General features: G+C 64.4%; 16 protein-coding genes. All 16 read left to right on the forward strand.

Annotation, left to right across the window (positions count from 1 at the left end; all coding sequences use genetic code 11):
* Nucleotides 1-13 precede the first annotated feature (13 nt).
* The 16 genes from NFH97_RS17025 (at nt 14) to NFH97_RS17100 (ending at nt 16,919) form a co-directional block, all read left to right on the forward strand.
* Complete coding sequence (locus tag NFH97_RS17025; RefSeq protein ID WP_348814436.1) at nt 14-727, forward strand: acylneuraminate cytidylyltransferase family protein; 714 nt, start codon at nt 14-16, stop codon at nt 725-727.
* Nucleotides 724-1,572 (forward strand): SDR family NAD(P)-dependent oxidoreductase, encoded by an 849-nt coding sequence (locus NFH97_RS17030; RefSeq protein WP_349625211.1) that lies wholly within the window; start codon nt 724-726, stop codon nt 1,570-1,572. Before NFH97_RS17025 ends, NFH97_RS17030 begins: the two co-directional genes overlap by 4 nt.
* Nucleotides 1,569-2,483, forward strand: a complete 915-nt coding sequence (locus tag NFH97_RS17035; RefSeq protein ID WP_349625212.1) for a Gfo/Idh/MocA family oxidoreductase — start codon at nt 1,569-1,571, stop codon at nt 2,481-2,483. Before NFH97_RS17030 ends, NFH97_RS17035 begins: the two co-directional genes overlap by 4 nt.
* A complete protein-coding gene (locus NFH97_RS17040) occupies nt 2,473-3,336 on the forward strand; it encodes an SDR family oxidoreductase (RefSeq protein WP_349625213.1) in 864 nt (287 codons plus the stop codon). Before NFH97_RS17035 ends, NFH97_RS17040 begins: the two co-directional genes overlap by 11 nt.
* Nucleotides 3,337-3,430: 94 nt before the next feature.
* Nucleotides 3,431-4,411, forward strand: coding sequence for a polysaccharide deacetylase family protein (locus tag NFH97_RS17045; protein ID WP_349625214.1), 981 nt, complete (start codon nt 3,431-3,433; stop codon nt 4,409-4,411).
* 108 nt (nt 4,412-4,519) lie between these two features.
* Complete coding sequence (locus tag NFH97_RS17050) at nt 4,520-5,851, forward strand: DUF4910 domain-containing protein (RefSeq protein WP_349625215.1); 1,332 nt, start codon at nt 4,520-4,522, stop codon at nt 5,849-5,851.
* 92 nt (nt 5,852-5,943) lie between these two features.
* Nucleotides 5,944-6,942 carry a hypothetical protein gene (locus NFH97_RS17055; RefSeq protein WP_045993990.1) on the forward strand — a complete coding sequence of 333 codons (999 nt, stop codon included), beginning with the start codon at nt 5,944-5,946 and terminating at the stop codon, nt 6,940-6,942.
* Between the two features lie 81 nt (nt 6,943-7,023).
* Nucleotides 7,024-8,232 carry a hypothetical protein gene (locus NFH97_RS17060; RefSeq protein ID WP_349625216.1) on the forward strand — a complete coding sequence of 403 codons (1,209 nt, stop codon included), beginning with the start codon at nt 7,024-7,026 and terminating at the stop codon, nt 8,230-8,232.
* A complete protein-coding gene (locus tag NFH97_RS17065; RefSeq protein ID WP_349625217.1) occupies nt 8,229-9,458 on the forward strand; it encodes a glycosyltransferase family 4 protein in 1,230 nt (409 codons plus the stop codon). The genes NFH97_RS17060 and NFH97_RS17065 overlap by 4 nt, the downstream gene beginning before the upstream one ends.
* A 2-nt stretch (nt 9,459-9,460) precedes the next feature.
* Nucleotides 9,461-10,054 carry a sugar transferase gene (locus tag NFH97_RS17070; RefSeq protein ID WP_045994001.1) on the forward strand — a complete coding sequence of 198 codons (594 nt, stop codon included), beginning with the start codon at nt 9,461-9,463 and terminating at the stop codon, nt 10,052-10,054.
* Nucleotides 10,051-11,385, forward strand: coding sequence for a lipopolysaccharide biosynthesis protein (locus NFH97_RS17075; protein ID WP_222516583.1), 1,335 nt, complete (start codon nt 10,051-10,053; stop codon nt 11,383-11,385). Before NFH97_RS17070 ends, NFH97_RS17075 begins: the two co-directional genes overlap by 4 nt.
* A gap of 27 nt (nt 11,386-11,412) precedes the next feature.
* Nucleotides 11,413-12,399, forward strand: a complete 987-nt coding sequence (locus NFH97_RS17080; protein WP_222516582.1) for an ATP-grasp fold amidoligase family protein — start codon at nt 11,413-11,415, stop codon at nt 12,397-12,399.
* On the forward strand, nt 12,383-13,330 hold the full coding sequence (locus tag NFH97_RS17085) for an ATP-grasp fold amidoligase family protein (protein ID WP_222516581.1): 948 nt from the start codon (nt 12,383-12,385) through the stop codon (nt 13,328-13,330). The genes NFH97_RS17080 and NFH97_RS17085 overlap by 17 nt, the downstream gene beginning before the upstream one ends.
* 30 nt (nt 13,331-13,360) lie before the next feature.
* Nucleotides 13,361-14,284, forward strand: a complete 924-nt coding sequence (locus NFH97_RS17090; protein WP_222516580.1) for a glycosyltransferase family 2 protein — start codon at nt 13,361-13,363, stop codon at nt 14,282-14,284.
* Between the two features lie 144 nt (nt 14,285-14,428).
* A complete protein-coding gene (locus NFH97_RS17095; protein WP_222569827.1) occupies nt 14,429-15,541 on the forward strand; it encodes a glycosyltransferase in 1,113 nt (370 codons plus the stop codon).
* Between the two features lie 142 nt (nt 15,542-15,683).
* Nucleotides 15,684-16,919 carry a glycosyltransferase gene (locus NFH97_RS17100; protein WP_213227194.1) on the forward strand — a complete coding sequence of 412 codons (1,236 nt, stop codon included), beginning with the start codon at nt 15,684-15,686 and terminating at the stop codon, nt 16,917-16,919.
* The last annotated feature ends 181 nt before the right edge of the window (nt 16,920-17,100 follow it).

A 17,100-nucleotide genomic window follows, 5' to 3' on the forward strand; every position in this document is an offset into this window, starting at 1 on the left:
TCAGGAAATGAAGATGACACCAGTGTCCGAGGCGGCAATGTCGGTGACGGCGGTGATACCGGCGCGGGGCGGCAGCAAGTCGGTGCCGAGAAAGAACCTGAGGCCGCTCGGCGGACGCCCGCTGCTGGTCTGGTCGATCGAGGTGGCACGGCAGGTGATGGCGATCGATCGGGTGATCGTGAGTACCGATGATGACGAGATTGCCCAGGTGGCCCGCCGGCATGGCGCCGAGGTGCATCGTCGGTCGGCGCATCTGGCCACCGACGAGGCGCTGGTGATCGACGCCATCCGCGAAGTGTTCGATGAGCTGAACCAGGGCGGCGAGGCTCCCGAGGTGATGGTGCTGCTGGAGCCCACCTGCCCCTTGCGCAGTGCCCAGGATGTGGCCGAGTGCCTGTCGCGTCTGGTGGTGCAGGGGCTGGATTCGGTGGCCACCTTCAAGGCTGCCGAGGTCAATCCTCACCGTACCTGGCGGCTGGATGCGCGGGGCCGGCCCACCGCCTTTATCGACGGCAGCGATCCCTGGCTGCCGCGACAGGCGTTACCCATGGCCTATCAGCTCAATGGTGCCGTCTATGCCTTCCGTCCCGATCGTCTTCCCGAGGATGGCAAGGCGTTGCTGTTTGGGCGCAGTGGCGCGGTGATCATGCCGGCGGAACGCTCGGTCGACATCGACCGCGAGCACGACTTCGTCATCGTCGAAAGCCTGTTGAGGAGAGCCCGTTGAGCCACCCTGTCGAAGCCTTAGTGACTCCCGCAGCCACCGATGTGCGCCCGGCGATCATGATCACCGGGGCTACCGGTGGGGTCGGCATGGCCCTGTGCCGCCACCTGAACCGCCGCTTTCGGGTGATCGCGCTGGGGCGTGACGCCAACGCCCTGGCAGAACTGGCCGCAAGCCTTCCCGGTGTCGAGGTCCACTGCCTGGATCTCGCCGGCGGTGAGATCGCAAGTGATATCGCGTCACTGATGGAGCAATGCGGCGACGTCGGCTATCTGATCAACAACGCCGGCTTCAATCGGCCTGCGCCAGTGGACGCCGATATCGAAGCCGTGCTTCGGCGCTCGCTCGAGGTCAACGCCATCGCGCCGGCCATGCTCATGGCGGCGGTGCTGCCCGGCATGCGCCGTCGTGGCTTTGGCCGCATCGTCAATATCACCTCCGGCGCACCGCTCAACTGTTTCGCCGGGCATGCCGCCTACAGCGCCTCCAAGGCGGCGCTGAATGCGCTGACGGTGACCGCCGCCAGAGAACATCAGGACGTGGATATCAAGATCAACCTGATGAGCCCCGGCCCGGTGCGCAGCAAGATGGCCCCGGAGGCACCGATGGCGCCAGAGGTCTGTCTACCGACCCTGGACCATCTGCTGGATTTGCCCGCGGATGGCGCCAGCGGGCGCTTCTTCTGGCTGGGGCACGAGATACCGCTGACGCCGTCCCTCGATGGCATCGACTGGCTGGCGGGGACCGCGCCGGCAGGTTTTGCCCGGCTTTGGCCAGAGGCAGACGAGAGCAGCGGTCTCGACAGCAGTGGCGCGGACGTAAGCAGCAGTGACAGGGCGTGCCGATGAGGCGTATTGGCATGCTGGGCATGAGTCCCGGCAACGGTCACCCGTTTTCGTTTTCCGCCATCCTCAATGGCTACCGCGATGCGGCCATGGCCGAGGCGGGCTGGCCGGTGATCCATGACTATCTGGCACGGCGACATCGCTCGGAATTTGGCGTCGGTGATCTGCGTGTCACCCGTGCCTGGACCCAGGATCGACACGTCACCGAACGGCTATGTCGCGCCTGCCATATCGACGAGGCCGTGGCCGAGCCTGGAGACATGCTGGGGCAGGTGGATGCGGTCATCATCGCCCGTGACGATCCGGCGAGCCACCGCGAACTGGCGGCTCCCTTTCTCGAGGCGGGCCTGGCGGTGTTCATCGACAAGCCGCTGACCCTGGATCCGCAGGATCTGGCCTATTTTTCCCCCTACCTGGCTGCAGGGCGCCTGATGTCATGTTCCGGCATGCGCTTTGCCAGCGAACTCGACGCCCTGCGTGCGGCGCCGGGGGCGCTGGGCAACTGGCGCCTGGCCAGGGGCGCCATCGTCAAGGACTGGGAGCGCTACGGGGTTCACCTGCTCGACGCCATCCTGCCGTTGACGGCGGCGACGCCGGTGTCCGTCAGAGCGCTTGGGGCAGGCCACCAGTCCTTCGCCATCACCATGAGTGACGGCAGCCTGATGAGCATCGATGCGCTCGGCGAGGTGCCGCCGGTCTTTCGCATCGAGGTGTTTGGCGATGCCGGCCAGACCAGTGCCGACATCCGCGACAACTTCGGCATGTTTCGTCGCACCCTGTGGGAGTTCTGGCGGATGCTCGAGCAGGGGCCGGATCGTCATCAATGCCAGACCACACTCGCGGTGATCAGGACGTTGATCGCCGGGCGTCTGGCGGCCGAACGGGGAGAGGAGGTACGTCTCGATGCGCTCTGACAATGAGGGTGCAGGCCTTGTACCCGCGCAGGCGTGCGCGGTATCGGCGCTGTTCGATCTGAGCGGTCGGGTAGCACTGGTCACCGGGGCCCTGGGCATCCTGGGGCGGCACTTCTGTCGAGGACTCGCCGAATGCGGCGCCTCGCTGGTGGTCGCGGATCTCGACGCTGCCGAGGCCGAGCGCTTCGCCGCCGAGCTTCAGACCGACCACGGTCAGCCTTGCCTCGGACTTGGCTGTGACGTCAGCGACGAGGCCTCGGTCGAGGCCATGGTGGCGCATGCGGTCAAGACGCTGGGAGGCATCGACATCCTGCACAACAATGCGGCGACCAAGGCGCGAGACCTGGAGGCCTTCTTTGCTCCGGCCGAAGACTACACCCTGGCCCAGTGGCGTGACGTCATGGCGGTCAATCTCGACGGTGTCTTTCTGGTGTCGCGAGCGGTAGGCCGGCAGATGATCGAGCAGGGTCGAGGCGGCAGCATCATCCATACCGGTTCCATCTACGGCGAGATGGGCTGCGATCCGCGTATCTACGAGGGCTCGGAGTACCTGGGGGTGGCCATCAACACGCCTCCGGTCTACGCCGCCTCCAAGGCCGGGGTGTCTGGACTGGCGCGTTATCTCGCCACGCTCTGGGCAGGCCACGGTATCCGCGTCAATACCCTGGTACCGGGCGGCATCGAGAGTGGCCAGAACTCAGCCTTCGTCGAGCGCTATTCGGCCAGGGTGCCGCTGGGGCGCATGGGAACGCCGACCGATCTGGTCGGCGCGCTGATCTTTCTGGCCTCGGATGCCTCCGGCTACGTGACGGGGCAGACGCTTCACGTGGATGGTGGCTTGAGCGCCTGGTAGCACGGCGTCGATGCACGCTGCCCGATAAACGGCATCCGATGAACGGCACCCGATCAACGGCACCAGTTGAACGGCAGGGAAGGAGTTTCGCTCGATGTTGACCATCGTGATGTACCACTATGTCCGACCGCTGGCCGGGTCGCGCTATCCGCGCCTCAAGGCGCTGGAGCTTGCTGCCTTTCGCGCTCAGCTCGACCATCTCGAGCGGCACTATCGGCCGGTGACGATGGAACAGGTGATCGCCGCCTGGCGCGGCCAGCAGACATTGCCCGAGCAGGCGGTGCTGTTGAGCTTCGACGACGGCTATCGTGATCACCTCGAACATGTGCTGCCGGAGCTCGAGCGACGCGGCCTTGAGGGTAGCTTCTTTCCCTGCACCGGTACCCTGCGCGACGGCCTGATCCTCGACGTCAACAAGATCCAGTTCGTGCTGGCCAGCGTCGCTTCCACCGCAGAGTTGCTGCCGGCTCTGGGCAGGGCACTGGACAAGCGTCGCGAGCGTCATGGCCTGGGGACCTACGAGGATATCCATCGCAGGGTCTATCATCGGCTGTCGCGCCAGGGACGCTTCGATGACCCCGATACCCTGTTCTTCAAGCGCCTGCTGCAGCGGGAGTTGCCCTTCGAGGTTCGCCATGACGTCATCGATGAGCTGTTTGCGCGCTTCGTCAGCACGGACCAGCGAGCCTTCGCCGAAATGCTCTATCTGAGCGATGCCGAGGTCCGCCAGCTGCACGAGGCCGGCATGCATATCGGCTGCCACGGGGATCAGCACTTCTGGTTCGACAGCCTGACGCCCGAACAACAGGGCAGGGACCTCGAGGTCAGTCTCGCTCATCTTCGAAACCTGGGGGTGCTCGGCGACGACTGGGTGATGTGCTATCCCTACGGTGGCGTCGACGAAGCGCTGCTGGGTCGTCTACGCCAGCTTGGCTGCGCCGCCGGGCTGACCGTGGCGTCGCGACAGGCCGACCCGGCCCGGGACGACCCCTTGCTGCTGCCGCGCCTGGACACCAATGATCTGCCCAGCCAGGCCGCTGCCTGCCCTGGCGACCCGGCGACCGTCCAGGTTTGATAGCTGACCACATCCTCGTCCACCTCCACGTCTTCCCCATTTGCGCCGAGCCTGGCGCGGCCCCGGCGGTTTGCCGCCAGCCTACCTACCATGCACAGGGATCTTGTCATGACAGCGTGCACGCAGAGCGCGACGACAGCGTCTGTCGCCGCCGGCGACGCCATGATGGCCATGTTGGCCGACCTCACTCCGCTGAATCGGGTGATCTGCTCGAGCGACTACGACGCCACGGTGGCCTACCTGGCCGAGCGCTGGCCGCTCAGGGAGCATCGTTTCGAGGCCTCTGACGTCCACAATGGCTGGGTGATTCCGCCCAGGTGGGACGTACTGGAGGCGGCCATCTACAAGGATGGCGAGTGTATCTATGATGGTCGCTGGCATCCCATGGCGGTGATGGCGCTGTCACTGCCGTTCCGAGGCACGGTCTCGCGAGAAGAACTCAAGTCCCACCTGCATTTTGATCACCGCTACGAGGAGCGCATCCCGTTTCATTTCCGCCAGCTATTTACCAGCTGGCAGCGTGACTGGGGGTTCTGCGTGCCACGTCTTCTTGTCGAGCGTCTTGCGCCTGGTGACTACGAGGTGGTGATCGAGACCCGCGAGGCGCCGGGGTATCTGCGCTGCCTGGACTATCACCTGCCGGGTCAGCTCGAGCAGACCATCGTGCTGGGGGCCAACCTGGATCATCCCGGCGTCGCCAACGATGGTCTGTCCGGTGTGGCGGTGGGGCTCGCCGTGTTCGAGGCGCTTGCCGCGCGACCCAGGCGCTTCAGCTACCGACTGGTGCTGGCCCCCGGCATCATGGGCACCGAGTATTATCTTGGGCGGCTTCCCGCCGCAGAGCGCGCTCGACTGTTCGAGGGTGTGATGCTCGAGATGCTGGGCTCGCCCACCATACTCAATCTGCAGCGTTCACGAGGTGCCGGATCGAACATCGAGCAGGCGTTGTCGCGCGTGCTCAGCGAGGGTGGGCACGACTACCGCGAGGGCGCCTTCGAGAGCCTGCTGCTCAACGACGAGTACCTGTGGGAAGCCTACGGCATCCCCATGGCCTCGCTGTCGCGCTATCCCTATCCCGAGTATCACACCGACGCCGATAACCTTGGCTTGATGTCGCCGCAGCGCCTGCTCGAGGCGCGTGACGTGGTGCTCGCCGCCATCGACGATATCGAGTCCTCGCCGCTGATCAAGAAGCGCTTCGAGGGCAACGTCTGCCTGTCTCACCCCCGCCATGACCTCTATGTGGATCCTGGCCAGGTCGCCTTCGGCGACGTGCCGGACGAGTCACGCCGGCGCATGCGTCTGTTGATGGACTCCATCCCGACCCTGACGCGCCCGACCACCGTGCGCCAGCTGGCCAGGGAGGTCGGCCTCGAGGAGAGCGTGGTTCACGACTATCTCAAGCGCTGGCGCGATTGTGGTCTGGTGGAGCTGGTATGAACCGGGCGAGGGAGGAGGTGAGTGGCGAGCGCGCGCATCCGCCGGGTGGGGCAGAAACACCGCCTCAGGAAGGGATCGACACAGGGGGGGCAGTGCCGGCGACGAGCACGCAGGCGTCGTTTGGCCGAAGCGTCTTTATCTGCTGCAAGCCGCTGCAGTTTCTGACCTGTGCCTCGATCGTTCGTCACTATCGAATCGAGCAGGCGCTGGTGCTGCTGGTGGCCGAAAGCATCGCCGAGTATGACGCCTTCTACGCCTTTGTCGAAGCGAGCCACCATCGATCTCTCTTTGACGAGATACGCCGCGTGCCGACCCAGGCCGCGGCACGCGAGGCGCTGGGCGCCTTGCACTACGACAGTCTGTTCATCGACAACGATCGCACCAGCAAGTACCTGCTGCTGGCGCCGCTGAAGACAGGCTGTCTGTGCCTTTACGAGGAGGGGGTCAGCACCTACTTCAGCTCCTATCTCTACGAGATGCCTCTGTCCAGGCGGTTGAAGTGGAGCCTGGTGGCCCTGGTGCGCGGTTGCGGACTGCGTTTCGGAGGCGGCCGCAGGACCGACCTGGTGTTCGTTTCGCGGCCGCGGACCTACGCCCGATTGAATCCACGCCTGGCGCACAAGGCGCGCTATTGCCCGGGGCTCGTCGGCGAGCTGGAGCAAGGCTGGGAGGACTGGCAGGCACTGCTGTCGCCCTGGCTCGACCGGCTGACGTCGGCAACGCCGGCGCTGGTACTGGGTACCTGGGGGGGCGGCGATATCTCCGCCGAGAGGCTTGCCGAGCTCAAGCGACGTCATCCTCTGTTGCTGTTCAAGCCCCATCCCCACGACGGCTGCGCCTGGCTCGATGCTGATATCCAGGTGCTGGAGCAGCCGTGGATTCCCGCCGAGGTGTGGATTCGTCTACTGGCTAGCCGGGTCGACGAACTGGTGGTGTATCACTATTCCTCGTCTTCTGAGCTCTACTGCCTGGATCTGCTCGACAGGGTGACCTTCGTCGACCTCAAGGGCGACGTTCATATCCGACGAGTCTGCGATCTGGCCGTGGGCGATCCCGGTCACGACGACATCGACCATGTGGCGATTGCCTGAGAAGGACGCTGTCCGTCCAGCACCTGGCCCCGTGGTAGTCGAACGGCATGCCTGCACGTCAAATGAGTGAGCTTACCGCCGATGGTTCCCATCCCTTATGTCACCTCCGCCTGGGACGTGTACTCCGCCCTGGCGGTGTTCGTGCTCGGTCTGTGGCTTGCCAGAGCGGTGGGGCGAGCCTTCGGGCTGTCTTACATGCTGTGTCTGCCGCTCTATCTCTGGCACACGGCCTTCTGCGTGCTCTACGCCTGGTTCGTCAACGGCGACGGCGGAGATTCCTTGATGTACTACCGGGCGTCGTTGAACGACGGCGTCGAGTTCTCCTTTGGCACCGCCGGGGTGATCGTGTTCACCTCGCTGTTCACCCAGGGCCTGGGGCTGTCGTTTCTGGGGACCTTTCTGGTGTTCAATCTGGCCGGCTATGTCGGGCTGCTGGCCTTCGCCGGCAGTCTTCATCAGGCCATTGCCGAGCGTGCCCTGGGTATTCGTCTGCTGGCGCTGGCCGTACTCTTTCTGCCCTCGATGCACTACTGGGGCTCCGCCATCGGCAAGGATGCGCTGTCGTTTCTGTCCATGGGGCTTTCGCTGTGGGCGGCGCTGGATCTCAGACGCCGACATCTGCTGATGGTGGTGGCGGTACTGATCATGCTGGTGGTGCGACCGCACATGGCCGGTATACAGCTGATCGCCTTGGCTGCTGCCTTCTGTCTGCAGCCCGGCGTCGTGCTGTGGCAGCGGCTTTTGCTGGGGACTGCGGCGCTTGCCGGGGCGGCGATCATCGTACCCCTGGCGCTGGATTACGCCGGGGTCGGCAGCGGCTCCGATGCCGATCAGGTGATGAGTTACATCGAATTGCGGCAGAGCTACAACCAGACCGGCGGCGGTGCGGTGGACATCGCCTCCATGAGTCTGCCGATGCAGCTTTTCACCTATATGTTCAGGCCGCTGCCCATGGAAGCCAGCAGTGTGTTCCAGCTGGCTTCCTCGGTGGATAACGTCATCTTGCTGTATCTGATGGTGGTCGGTGGCATCGCCGCCATCACCGGGCGCAATGCGCCTCCCGCCAATCGACTGTTTCTGTGGTTTTACCTGCTGCTGGCCTGGACCATCCTGGCGATGACCACTGCCAATCTGGGCATCGCTGCGCGTCAGAAGTGGATGTTCACCCCGGTGCTTATCTATCTGTTGATGTCCGTCATGGGGCGCCCGCGCCAGACAACCACCGACGCCGAATCGACCGGGGGCGCTTCGCCGTCTGTCGGAAGCACGCCAAATGGAGTGGCGAGATGATCAAGCGACTATTGATGGTAGCGAGCTACCCCGAGTCCATCGTCGGGTTTCGCGGTGAGCTGATCAGGGAGATGGTCGCTCGCGGAATCGAGGTCCATGTCGCCGCGCCCGTGGGGGGGAGGGGCGCTACCGGTGACGCTGGCGGTGAGGGTGACGCCGAGCGTTCGGCTGCTTCGTCGCGTCTTAAAGCCAGTCTCGAGGCCCTCGGCGCGACGCTGCACGATATCCCGCTTTCGCGCACCGGCATGAATCCGCTGGCCGATCTGAAGACCCTGGCGGCTCTGATGAGATTGATGCTGCGGGTACGCCCCGATGGGCTTTTTGCCTACACGATCAAGCCGGTGGTCTACGGGGCACTGGCCGCCTGGGTGTTGGGGGTGCGCCAGCGGACCCTGCTGGTCACCGGGCTGGGGTACGCCTTTACCGGCACCCAGGGTGGCGCCAAGCGCCGCTTGATCAAGGCGCTGGTGCGGCGGTTGTATCGCGTCGCTCTGGGGCGGGCTCATATGGTGCTGTTCCAGAACCCGGATGATCGTCGCCTGTTCATCGAGGAGGGGATTCTCCTTGATACCACGGCGTCCCGGGTGATCAACGGTTCCGGAGTGGATCTGGCGCATTTTTCGCCGGTAGCTCCATCGACAGAGCCGGTCAGCTTCCTGCTGATCGCTCGCTTGCTGGGTGACAAGGGGGTGCGCGAGTACGCCGAGGCAGCGACGCGTATCCGCCAGCGCCATCCCCAGGTGCGCTTTCGCCTGGCGGGTTGGCTGGACGACAACCCCGACAGCATCGCGGCGCACGAGCTTCAGACGTGGATCGATGACGGCGCCATCGAGTACCTCGGTCGACTCGATGATGTCCGTCCGGCCATCGCCGAATGCAGCGTCTATGTGCTGCCGTCCTATCGCGAGGGGACCCCGAGAACGGTGCTCGAGGCCATGGCCCTGGGGCGTGCGGTGGTGACCACCGACGCGCCGGGATGCCGCGAGACCGTCGCGCCCGGGGTCAACGGTTATCTGGTGGAGGTGAAAAATGTCGACGCCCTGTGCCAGGCGTTGCAACGCTATCTGGAAACGCCGGCGCTGATCGTCCAGCACGGCCAGGCCTCCCGCGCTCGCGCCGAGGAGCGCTACGACGTGCACCGCGTCAATCACAGCATCCTCGAGGCCATGGGGGTCGATACGGCGTCGTCCTGCCCGGCAGGGCTCGACCCCAGCGTGGTGAGATGATGATGGCCAAGCGTTGTCTGGATGTGCTGGTGGCCGCCTCGTTGCTGGTCCTGCTATTCCCCTTGATGCTCGGCATCTGGGGACTCGTCCGGCTGAGGCTTGGCAAGCCGGCCTTTTTCTTTCAGTGGCGCCCTGGGCTGCATGGCCGTCCCTACCGCTTGATCAAGTTCAGGACCCTCGCCCAGCGCTGTGACGAGCAGGGACGCACGCTGCCCGACGAGCAGCGCATGACGACGCTCGGGGGTTGGCTGCGGGCGTCCAGCCTGGACGAGCTGCCCGAGCTCTGGAACGTGCTGAAAGGCGAGATGAGTCTGGTCGGGCCACGCCCGCTGCTGATGGAGTACCTGCCGCTGTATGACCGGGACCAGGCCCGTCGCCACGAGGTGCGACCGGGGATTACGGGATGGGCTCAGGTCAACGGCAGGAATGCGCTTTCCTGGCGCGAGCGCTTCCAGCTTGACGTCTGGTACGTGGACCACCACAGCCTGGCGCTCGATATCCGGATACTGGCCATGACGGTCGTCAAGGTGCTGCGCCGCGAGGGTATCAGTGGCCAAGGAAGCGTCACCATGAAGCCCTTTCGAGGCAATGAATGACGCCCCGGGATACCGACTCGGTGGCCGCGGTCTTGCCGCAACGGGGCTGGCTGACAGCGCTCAGACGTCATCGCTTGCTGTCCCAGGTGTTGCTGGTAGCCGGTGGCACGGCGGGGGCACAGGCGCTGAGTCTGGCCTTTGCGCCACTCATCACCCGTCTGTTCAGCCCTGACGCCTTCGGCCTGGCCGGTTCCTTCAGCGCCCTGGTCAGTGTCGTCGCGCCGCTGGCGGCCCTGACCTACCCGGTCGCCATGGTGTTGCCGCCGCGCGACGAAGACGCCCGGGGGCTGGCCCGACTCAGCATGGGGTTGGCGGTGCTGCTGGCGCTGGCCGCCGTGGCGGCGCTCACTGTGCTGCAACCACTACTGGATCGGCATCTCGATCCGAGGCTTGCCGCCATGCTGATCTGGCTGCTGCCTGTGGCCATGCTGCTGGCGGCCATGCAACAGGTCATGCAGCAGTGGCTGATTCGGCGTCAGCGATTCGGGGTGACGGCCAAGGTGGCGTTGATCCATGCCCTGGTCCTCAACCTGGCCAAGGCGACCGGTGGAGTGCTGCATCCGGTCGGGGTGACGCTGGTGCTTGTCACCGCCGCCGCCAGTGGGCTTAACGCCTTGCTGCTGTGGTGGGCAGACCGGCGACTCGGTGATGGTCTGGTCGGCGGGGGCCGGGGCGCCCCATGGCGGGAACTGGCGCGTCGCCACCGTGACTTTCCCTTGTATCGCGCACCCCAGGTGACGCTCAACGCCTTGTCGCAGTCGTTGCCGGTGTTGTTGCTGGCGGCATTCTTCGGTACCGCAGCCGCCGGGCACTACAGCCTGGCGGCCTCGGTACTGGCCGCGCCCATGGTGCTGCTGGCGAAGTCGGTCAACGACGTCTTCTATCCCCATGTAGCCTCGGCAGTCAACCGCGGCGAGCCGATTACCGCGTCACTGGGGAAGACCACCCTGGTGATGGCGGCGGTTGGACTCGCCCCCTTTGGCGTCATGGTGGTGCTGGGGCCCTGGCTGTTTGCTCTGCTGTTCGGTGACCCCTGGTGGCAGGCGGGCGAGTACGCACGTTGGATGGCGGTCTGGCTGTACTTTGCCTTTCTCAACAAGCCCAGTGTGGCCTCCATCGCCAGTCTGGGCCTGCAGCGTGGTTTTCTGATTTACGAGGTACTCAGCGTGCTCGGCCGTGTGGCCGCGCTGTATGTGGGGTTTCGTGTGTATCACAGCGATCTCGTTGCGGTGGTGGCCTTCTCTCTGGTCGGCGCCATGCTCAATCTGGCGCTGGTCGGTGTGACCCTGTTTCGGGCAAGACGGCGTGACCAGGGGTTGATCAAGACGTGAGAGCGCTTCTGTACAAGGGATTATCGTATGACAGGATTTCAGCGAGCCTTCGACAGGACGGAGAAGCTGGGGTGGCGATGCGCTCTGGGGGTGGTCGACCGCCTGTCGCCGCGTCTGGCGACAAGGCTGGTGCACCGGCGAGAGTACGGGCAGCGGCTCGAACTCGACGATCCCAGGGATTTCAATGACAAGCTGCAGTGGCTCAAGCTGTACGGTGATCGTCGAGGGCTTTCGCGCTGCGCCGACAAGTACGCCGTCCGAGAGTTCGCCGCCGAGCGAGGCTGCGCCGTTGCCCTCAGTCGACTGATCGGCCTCTACGAGAGCGTCGATGCGATCGTCTGGGACGAACTGCCGGCGCGCTTCGCGCTGAAGTGCACCCACGGTTGCGGCTACAACGTGATCATCGACGACAAGCGCAAGGCGGACGAGCGAGCGGTCAAGCGACGGCTGCAGCGTTGGCTGAAGGAGCGCTACGCCCGACGCTATCTGGAGTATCACTACGACGCCATTCCCCCGAGAGTGCTGGCCGAGGAGTACATCGAGACCGCTACCGGGGGAGTGCCCGTGGACTACAAGGTCTACTGCTTTCATGGCCGCCCTCGCGTGGTGCTGGTATGCACCGACAGGGGAGGCGACATGCGTTTCGACTTCCATGATCCGGCTTGGCAACGGCTCGAGCTGAATGACCGGCAGCATCAGAGCCCCGCTGGCGTGGCCCGTCCTCGAGCGCTCGACGAGATGCTCGAATTGGCCGAGCGGCTGTCGCGGGGTTTTGTCTTCGTCCGGGTCGACTTCTATGAGCGGCAAGGGCGGGCGGTGCTCGGTGAGATGACGTTTACACCCGGGGCGAACGTATCACGGCGCTACAACGCCTACGGACAACGCTACCTGGGCGACCTGATCGATCTGACGCAGGTAGGCCGGCGTTGCCGACACGACCGCGAAGTAACGGCAGGGCGGTCATTGAGCTTCAATGGAACCGTGCAAGGAGCGGACAATGGCGGTCATGAATGAGTGGATGGGCGCGGCCAAGTCCCGGCTGTGGACGTTGGGGATGTTGGGGCTGGACGCCTTCTCCAACGAGCAGGCGACGCGACTGATGCACCAACGCAAGACCCGGCGCCGCCTTGACCTTCGAACCCCCAGGCGCTTCGACGAGAAGCTTCAGTGGCTCAAGCTGTTTCATCGTGACCCGCTGATGGCCAGGTGCGCCGACAAGCTCGGGCTGCACGATTACGCGAGCTCAAGAGGCCAGGGTGCGATTCTCAATGATCTGCTGGGCGTCTATCGCAGTGTCGACGAGATCGACTGGGAAGCCCTGCCAGACGCCTTCGTGCTGAAGTGCAATCACGGCTGCGGCTACAACATCCTGGTGCACGACAAGTCGACCCTGGAAAGGCGCAAGGCCAGCCAGGATCTGTCGCGCTGGATGACGGAACGCTATGGGCGTCGCAAGCTCGAGTATCACTACGATCAGATCGTGCCGCGGATCTTTGCCGAGCGCATGCTGGACAGCGGGGGGAGGGACGCGCCCCTGGACTACAAGGTCTACTGCTTCAACGGCGAGCCGTTGGTGGTGCTGCTGTGCGCCTCGGACAAGAAGCAGACTCGCTACGCCTATTTCGATCGAGACTGGGGGCCGCTTGAGCTGATGGCTGCCAAGGTGCCGATCATCACCGACACCGCCGATCTGGCCCGTCCAGCTTGTCTTGAACCACTGCTCGAGTCCGCCCGCGCCTTGGCCGAGCCTTTTGCGTTCGTGCGTGTGGACTTCTACATCGAGCACGGCCGTCCCGTTCTCGGTGAGATGACCTTTACGCCCTCGGCCAACATGGACAATGGCTACAGCGATGAAGGGCTCGATTATCTTGGCTCGCTGCTTCGGCTTCCGCAGGAGCGCTCATCAAGGCGATCCGACGGTGGCAAGGTCGCGGCTCCCAGGTAAGTCAGGGCCGAACCGTCAGGAGGGAAACCTATGCAGGTCTCGGTGGTGATACCGACCTACAATAGCGCCGCTTTCGTCGAGCGAGCCCTGCTGTCCGTGGTAAGCCAGACCGAAGGGTTGAGCCACGAGATCCTGCTGGTGGACGACTGTTCGGATGACCGTGAGGCGCTCTCGCGGCTGGTACAGCGATACGAAGCCGTCAGGCTGATCGAGAAGCCTGCCAGGTCCAACGCCGCCGTGTCCCGCAACCGGGGACTCGAGGAGAGCCGTGGGGCTTTCGTCTTCTTTCTGGACTCCGATGATGCCCTGGCGCCAGGGGCACTCAAGCGCCGCATGGACATGCACCGCGATAGCGGCGCCGGCGTCATCTTTGGTAACTATCTCGCGCGCCTCGCCGACGCCTCCCGCCTGAGCGCGTCGCGACTTCCGGCCTACCGCGGCGGCGACATGCGTCACTACCTGTTCGTGGAGCGTGGAGACGTGCGTTCCTCCACCCTGTCGCTGTGCAAGGCCTTTTGGCAGGGGACGCGCTTCGATGACGCGACGCGCAAGCACCAGGACTGGGTCTTCGCCATTCGTGCCTTTCACCAGGGCGAGCGTCTACTGTTCGACCCGCAGCCGACCGCAGTCATGGACGTGACGCGCCAGGGCCGCATGAGCTCCAGCGCCAATCTGGATGCCAGTCGTTACGTGGTCAAGCGCTACCTGTGTCAGGACCATCATCGCAACGCCTTTTCCCGACGCCAGTGGTTGTCCAGCCTGAGCAGACGAGACCTTACCGCCTGCCGCTTTCAGGTGGAGATTTTCACCCCTGGAAACTGGCGCGAGCGGCGGGATCTCGCGCTATTTCGATTGGCCAGTCACCCAGTGCTGATCGGAGCTGCCTCCGCGCTGTTGACGTTGGCGCTGAAGTTGAGACGCCTGGGCTCCAGATCGAGCGCGATGCAGCGTTAAGTCTCCCTTGAGACGCCATCCCGCTCGTTCAAGCCCGCCCGACCATTGGTCATGCTCGAACGAAGAGCAAAGGAAAAGGACGCCATGCAAAGCCCTGTTCGAAGCCCTGTTCGCAGCCCTGTTCGAAGCGCTATTCGAAGTCCTATGCAAAAGATTGCCTTGTTTCTGCCGTCGCTGCGGGGTGGCGGCGCGGAGCGGGTCATGGTGCTGCTCGCCAACGGTTTCGTCGCGGCCGGTCATGAGGTCGACCTGGTGACCGCCAGCGACGAGAACGTCTACCAGGCGGAAATCGCCCCCGGCATTCGCCATTTCAGCTTGGGCGCCTCCAGGGTCGCCAGCAGTCTGCCTGCGCTGGTGCGCTATCTGAAGCGCGAACGGCCCGCCGCCCTGTTGTCGGCGATGGGCCACGCCAACGTGGTGGCGGTGGCGGCGCGGGCGCTGGCCCGCCTCGACTGTCGACTGGTGGTGACCGAGCACACCAACTATTTTGCAGTGACAGCCAGAAACACCGGCTTCAATGCCCGGGTGATGCGGCGGCTGATGCGCCATGCCTATCTGCGAGCCGACGCCGTGGTGGCGGTCTCCCAAGGTGTCGCCGATGACCTGGCCAGAGGCCTGGCGCTGGACCCTTCTCGGATCGAGGTCATCTTCAATCCCATCGTCGACAAGCGGCTGGTGCAGCTCGCCGAGTCGTCGGTGGAGGATATCGGCGAAGTCGGCATCGTCGCGGTGGGACGCTTGATCGAGCAGAAGGGTTTCGACGTGCTGATCGACGCTCTGGCACGCCTGCGTCAGCGCCATGAGCACCGAGAGGTGCGACTGACGATTCTCGGCGAAGGACCGCTGCGAGACACGCTGCTTGACCAGGCGCATCGCCTCGGGGTGGCCGACGCCGTATCGCTGCCCGGGTTCGTCGACAATCCTTTTGTGTATATGCGCAAGGCCCGGGTCTTCGCGTTGTCGTCCTACGCCGAGGGGTTGCCTAGCGTGCTGATCCAGGCGATGGCCTGCGGCACCCCGGTGGTAGCGACTGACTGCCCCTCGGGCCCTCAGGAAATTCTCGAGGGCGGGCGCTGGGGGCGGCTGATTCCCATGGGCGACAGCGAAGCGCTTGCAGACGCGCTCGACGAAGTGCTGGCGCGTGACGAGCATCCACCGGTTCACCAGCGCGCCGCCGACTTTGGCGCCGAACTGGCCGTCGAGCGCTACCTTGTTCGCCTGAACAGCGGCGTATCGTCGATGGCGTCGCAGGGCTGAGTTCTGGTGCGCCTGCGCAAGGCTCTGTGCTCGGGCCATCCGCGGCAAATCTCGGCCACCGCCATTTCCGTGGCACCTCTGCGTTTTCCCTGAGCGACTGCGTTGTTGTCGCTTTCTTGCCCATCACAGGATGTGTCTGCCCATGTCTGTGCGCGTACTTCATGTCATCACCGGACTCGGTACCGGTGGCGCGGAGCGAAATCTCTACAATCTGCTGGCCGCAGGCGTCAGTGCCCCGGACGAGGTCGCAGTGATCGCCCTGATGGACGAGGGTAGCTACGGGCCACGTATTCGCGAGCTGGGCATCGAGGTCCATGCTCTTGGCATGCGCCAGGGAATTCCCGCGCCCTGGACCCTGCCTCGTCTGGGTGCTCTGGTGCGACGTTTCGCCCCTGACGTCATTCAGGGCTGGATGTACCACGGCAACCTCATGGCCAGCATGGCGGCTCGCCTGTGCCGCCAGCGGCCGGCGGTGAGCTGGAACGTGCGCCAGTGCCTCTACCAGATCGAGCGCCACAAACCATTGACCCGGTGGGCCATTCGCGCCAACCGACGGCTCTCGGGCGGGCCCGGGGCGATCGTCTTCAACAGTCGCCTGTCTCGGCGGCAACATCGCGACTTCGGCTTCCGCGATGACGCAGCACTGGTCATTCCCAACGGCTTCGATACCGCCGCCGTGGCGCCGGATTCGGCCAGCCGGCAACACGTGCGGAAGCGTCTGGGCTTTAACGATGAACAATGGGTGGTGGGGCATGTGGCCCGATGCCACCCGATCAAGGATCATCCCAATCTGTTGCGGGCCTGCGTCACCGTCGCCGAACGAATGCCTCAGGCGCGCTTTCTGGTGGTCGGTCGTGGCGTCGATTTCGATGCGCCGGAGCTGGCGGGCATCGTGCCGGACGAGTACCGCTCGCGCTTCTTGCTGACGGGTGAGCGAGACGACGTGGGCGAGCTGATGCAGGCGATGGATGTGTTCTGTCAGAGTTCATGGCTCGAGGCCTTCCCCAATGCCCTTGCGGAGGCCATGGCCTGCGAACTGAGCTGTGTGGCGACCGACGTCGGTGACAGCGACTACATCCTCGGTACCAGCGGACGCATCGTGCCACCACGAGATAGCCAGGCCCTCGCCCGGGCCTTGCTGGAAGCCTTGAACGAACCTGCCGACAGGCGCCGGGAACGGGGACGAGAGGCAAGAGAGCGCATCGTGAGCGAGTTCGGTCTTGCTCAGGTGGTTGAGCAGTATCGGCAGTTGTACCAGCGGATCGGCCTTCCGGCGCAGGTCGGTAGTCTGCCGTCTGCACCGTCCTCTGAAGCATCGTCCGAACCAGTTTCCGAAACAGTTTCCGAACCAGCTTCTGGACCATCGACTCGACCATGAGTCACGCCACGTGCGCTGAGTGGGAGCGAGTTTACGATAGCGTCCCATCTCCTTAGGCTCTGTCCGAAAAGTCGGCGAGCGAAGGTTAGACAAGGCAAAAATCGGTGAGACAGCGCAGTTTACAGGGTGTAAATGAGCATGTTGATCCGATTTTTAACGCCGTATTACCGAGCGTAGGCAC

The sequence above is a fragment of the Halomonas sp. SCS19 genome (genome assembly GCF_040147015.1).
In the GTDB taxonomy this organism is placed as follows: domain Bacteria; phylum Pseudomonadota; class Gammaproteobacteria; order Pseudomonadales; family Halomonadaceae; genus Halomonas; species Halomonas litopenaei.

Coding starts and splice junctions, on each gene's coding strand:
- NFH97_RS17025 (WP_348814436.1), top strand. CDS start 14: ATGACACCAGTGTCCGAGGCGGCAATGTCGGTGACGGCGGTGATACCG.
- NFH97_RS17035 (WP_349625212.1), top strand. CDS start 1,569: ATGAGGCGTATTGGCATGCTGGGCATGAGTCCCGGCAACGGTCACCCG.
- NFH97_RS17040 (WP_349625213.1), top strand. CDS start 2,473: ATGCGCTCTGACAATGAGGGTGCAGGCCTTGTACCCGCGCAGGCGTGC.
- NFH97_RS17045 (WP_349625214.1), top strand. CDS start 3,431: ATGTTGACCATCGTGATGTACCACTATGTCCGACCGCTGGCCGGGTCG.
- NFH97_RS17050 (WP_349625215.1), top strand. CDS start 4,520: ATGACAGCGTGCACGCAGAGCGCGACGACAGCGTCTGTCGCCGCCGGC.
- NFH97_RS17060 (WP_349625216.1), top strand. CDS start 7,024: ATGGTTCCCATCCCTTATGTCACCTCCGCCTGGGACGTGTACTCCGCC.
- NFH97_RS17065 (WP_349625217.1), top strand. CDS start 8,229: ATGATCAAGCGACTATTGATGGTAGCGAGCTACCCCGAGTCCATCGTC.
- NFH97_RS17070 (WP_045994001.1), top strand. CDS start 9,461: ATGGCCAAGCGTTGTCTGGATGTGCTGGTGGCCGCCTCGTTGCTGGTC.
- NFH97_RS17075 (WP_222516583.1), top strand. CDS start 10,051: ATGACGCCCCGGGATACCGACTCGGTGGCCGCGGTCTTGCCGCAACGG.
- NFH97_RS17080 (WP_222516582.1), top strand. CDS start 11,413: ATGACAGGATTTCAGCGAGCCTTCGACAGGACGGAGAAGCTGGGGTGG.
- NFH97_RS17085 (WP_222516581.1), top strand. CDS start 12,383: ATGGCGGTCATGAATGAGTGGATGGGCGCGGCCAAGTCCCGGCTGTGG.
- NFH97_RS17090 (WP_222516580.1), top strand. CDS start 13,361: ATGCAGGTCTCGGTGGTGATACCGACCTACAATAGCGCCGCTTTCGTC.
- NFH97_RS17095 (WP_222569827.1), top strand. CDS start 14,429: ATGCAAAAGATTGCCTTGTTTCTGCCGTCGCTGCGGGGTGGCGGCGCG.
- NFH97_RS17100 (WP_213227194.1), top strand. CDS start 15,684: ATGTCTGTGCGCGTACTTCATGTCATCACCGGACTCGGTACCGGTGGC.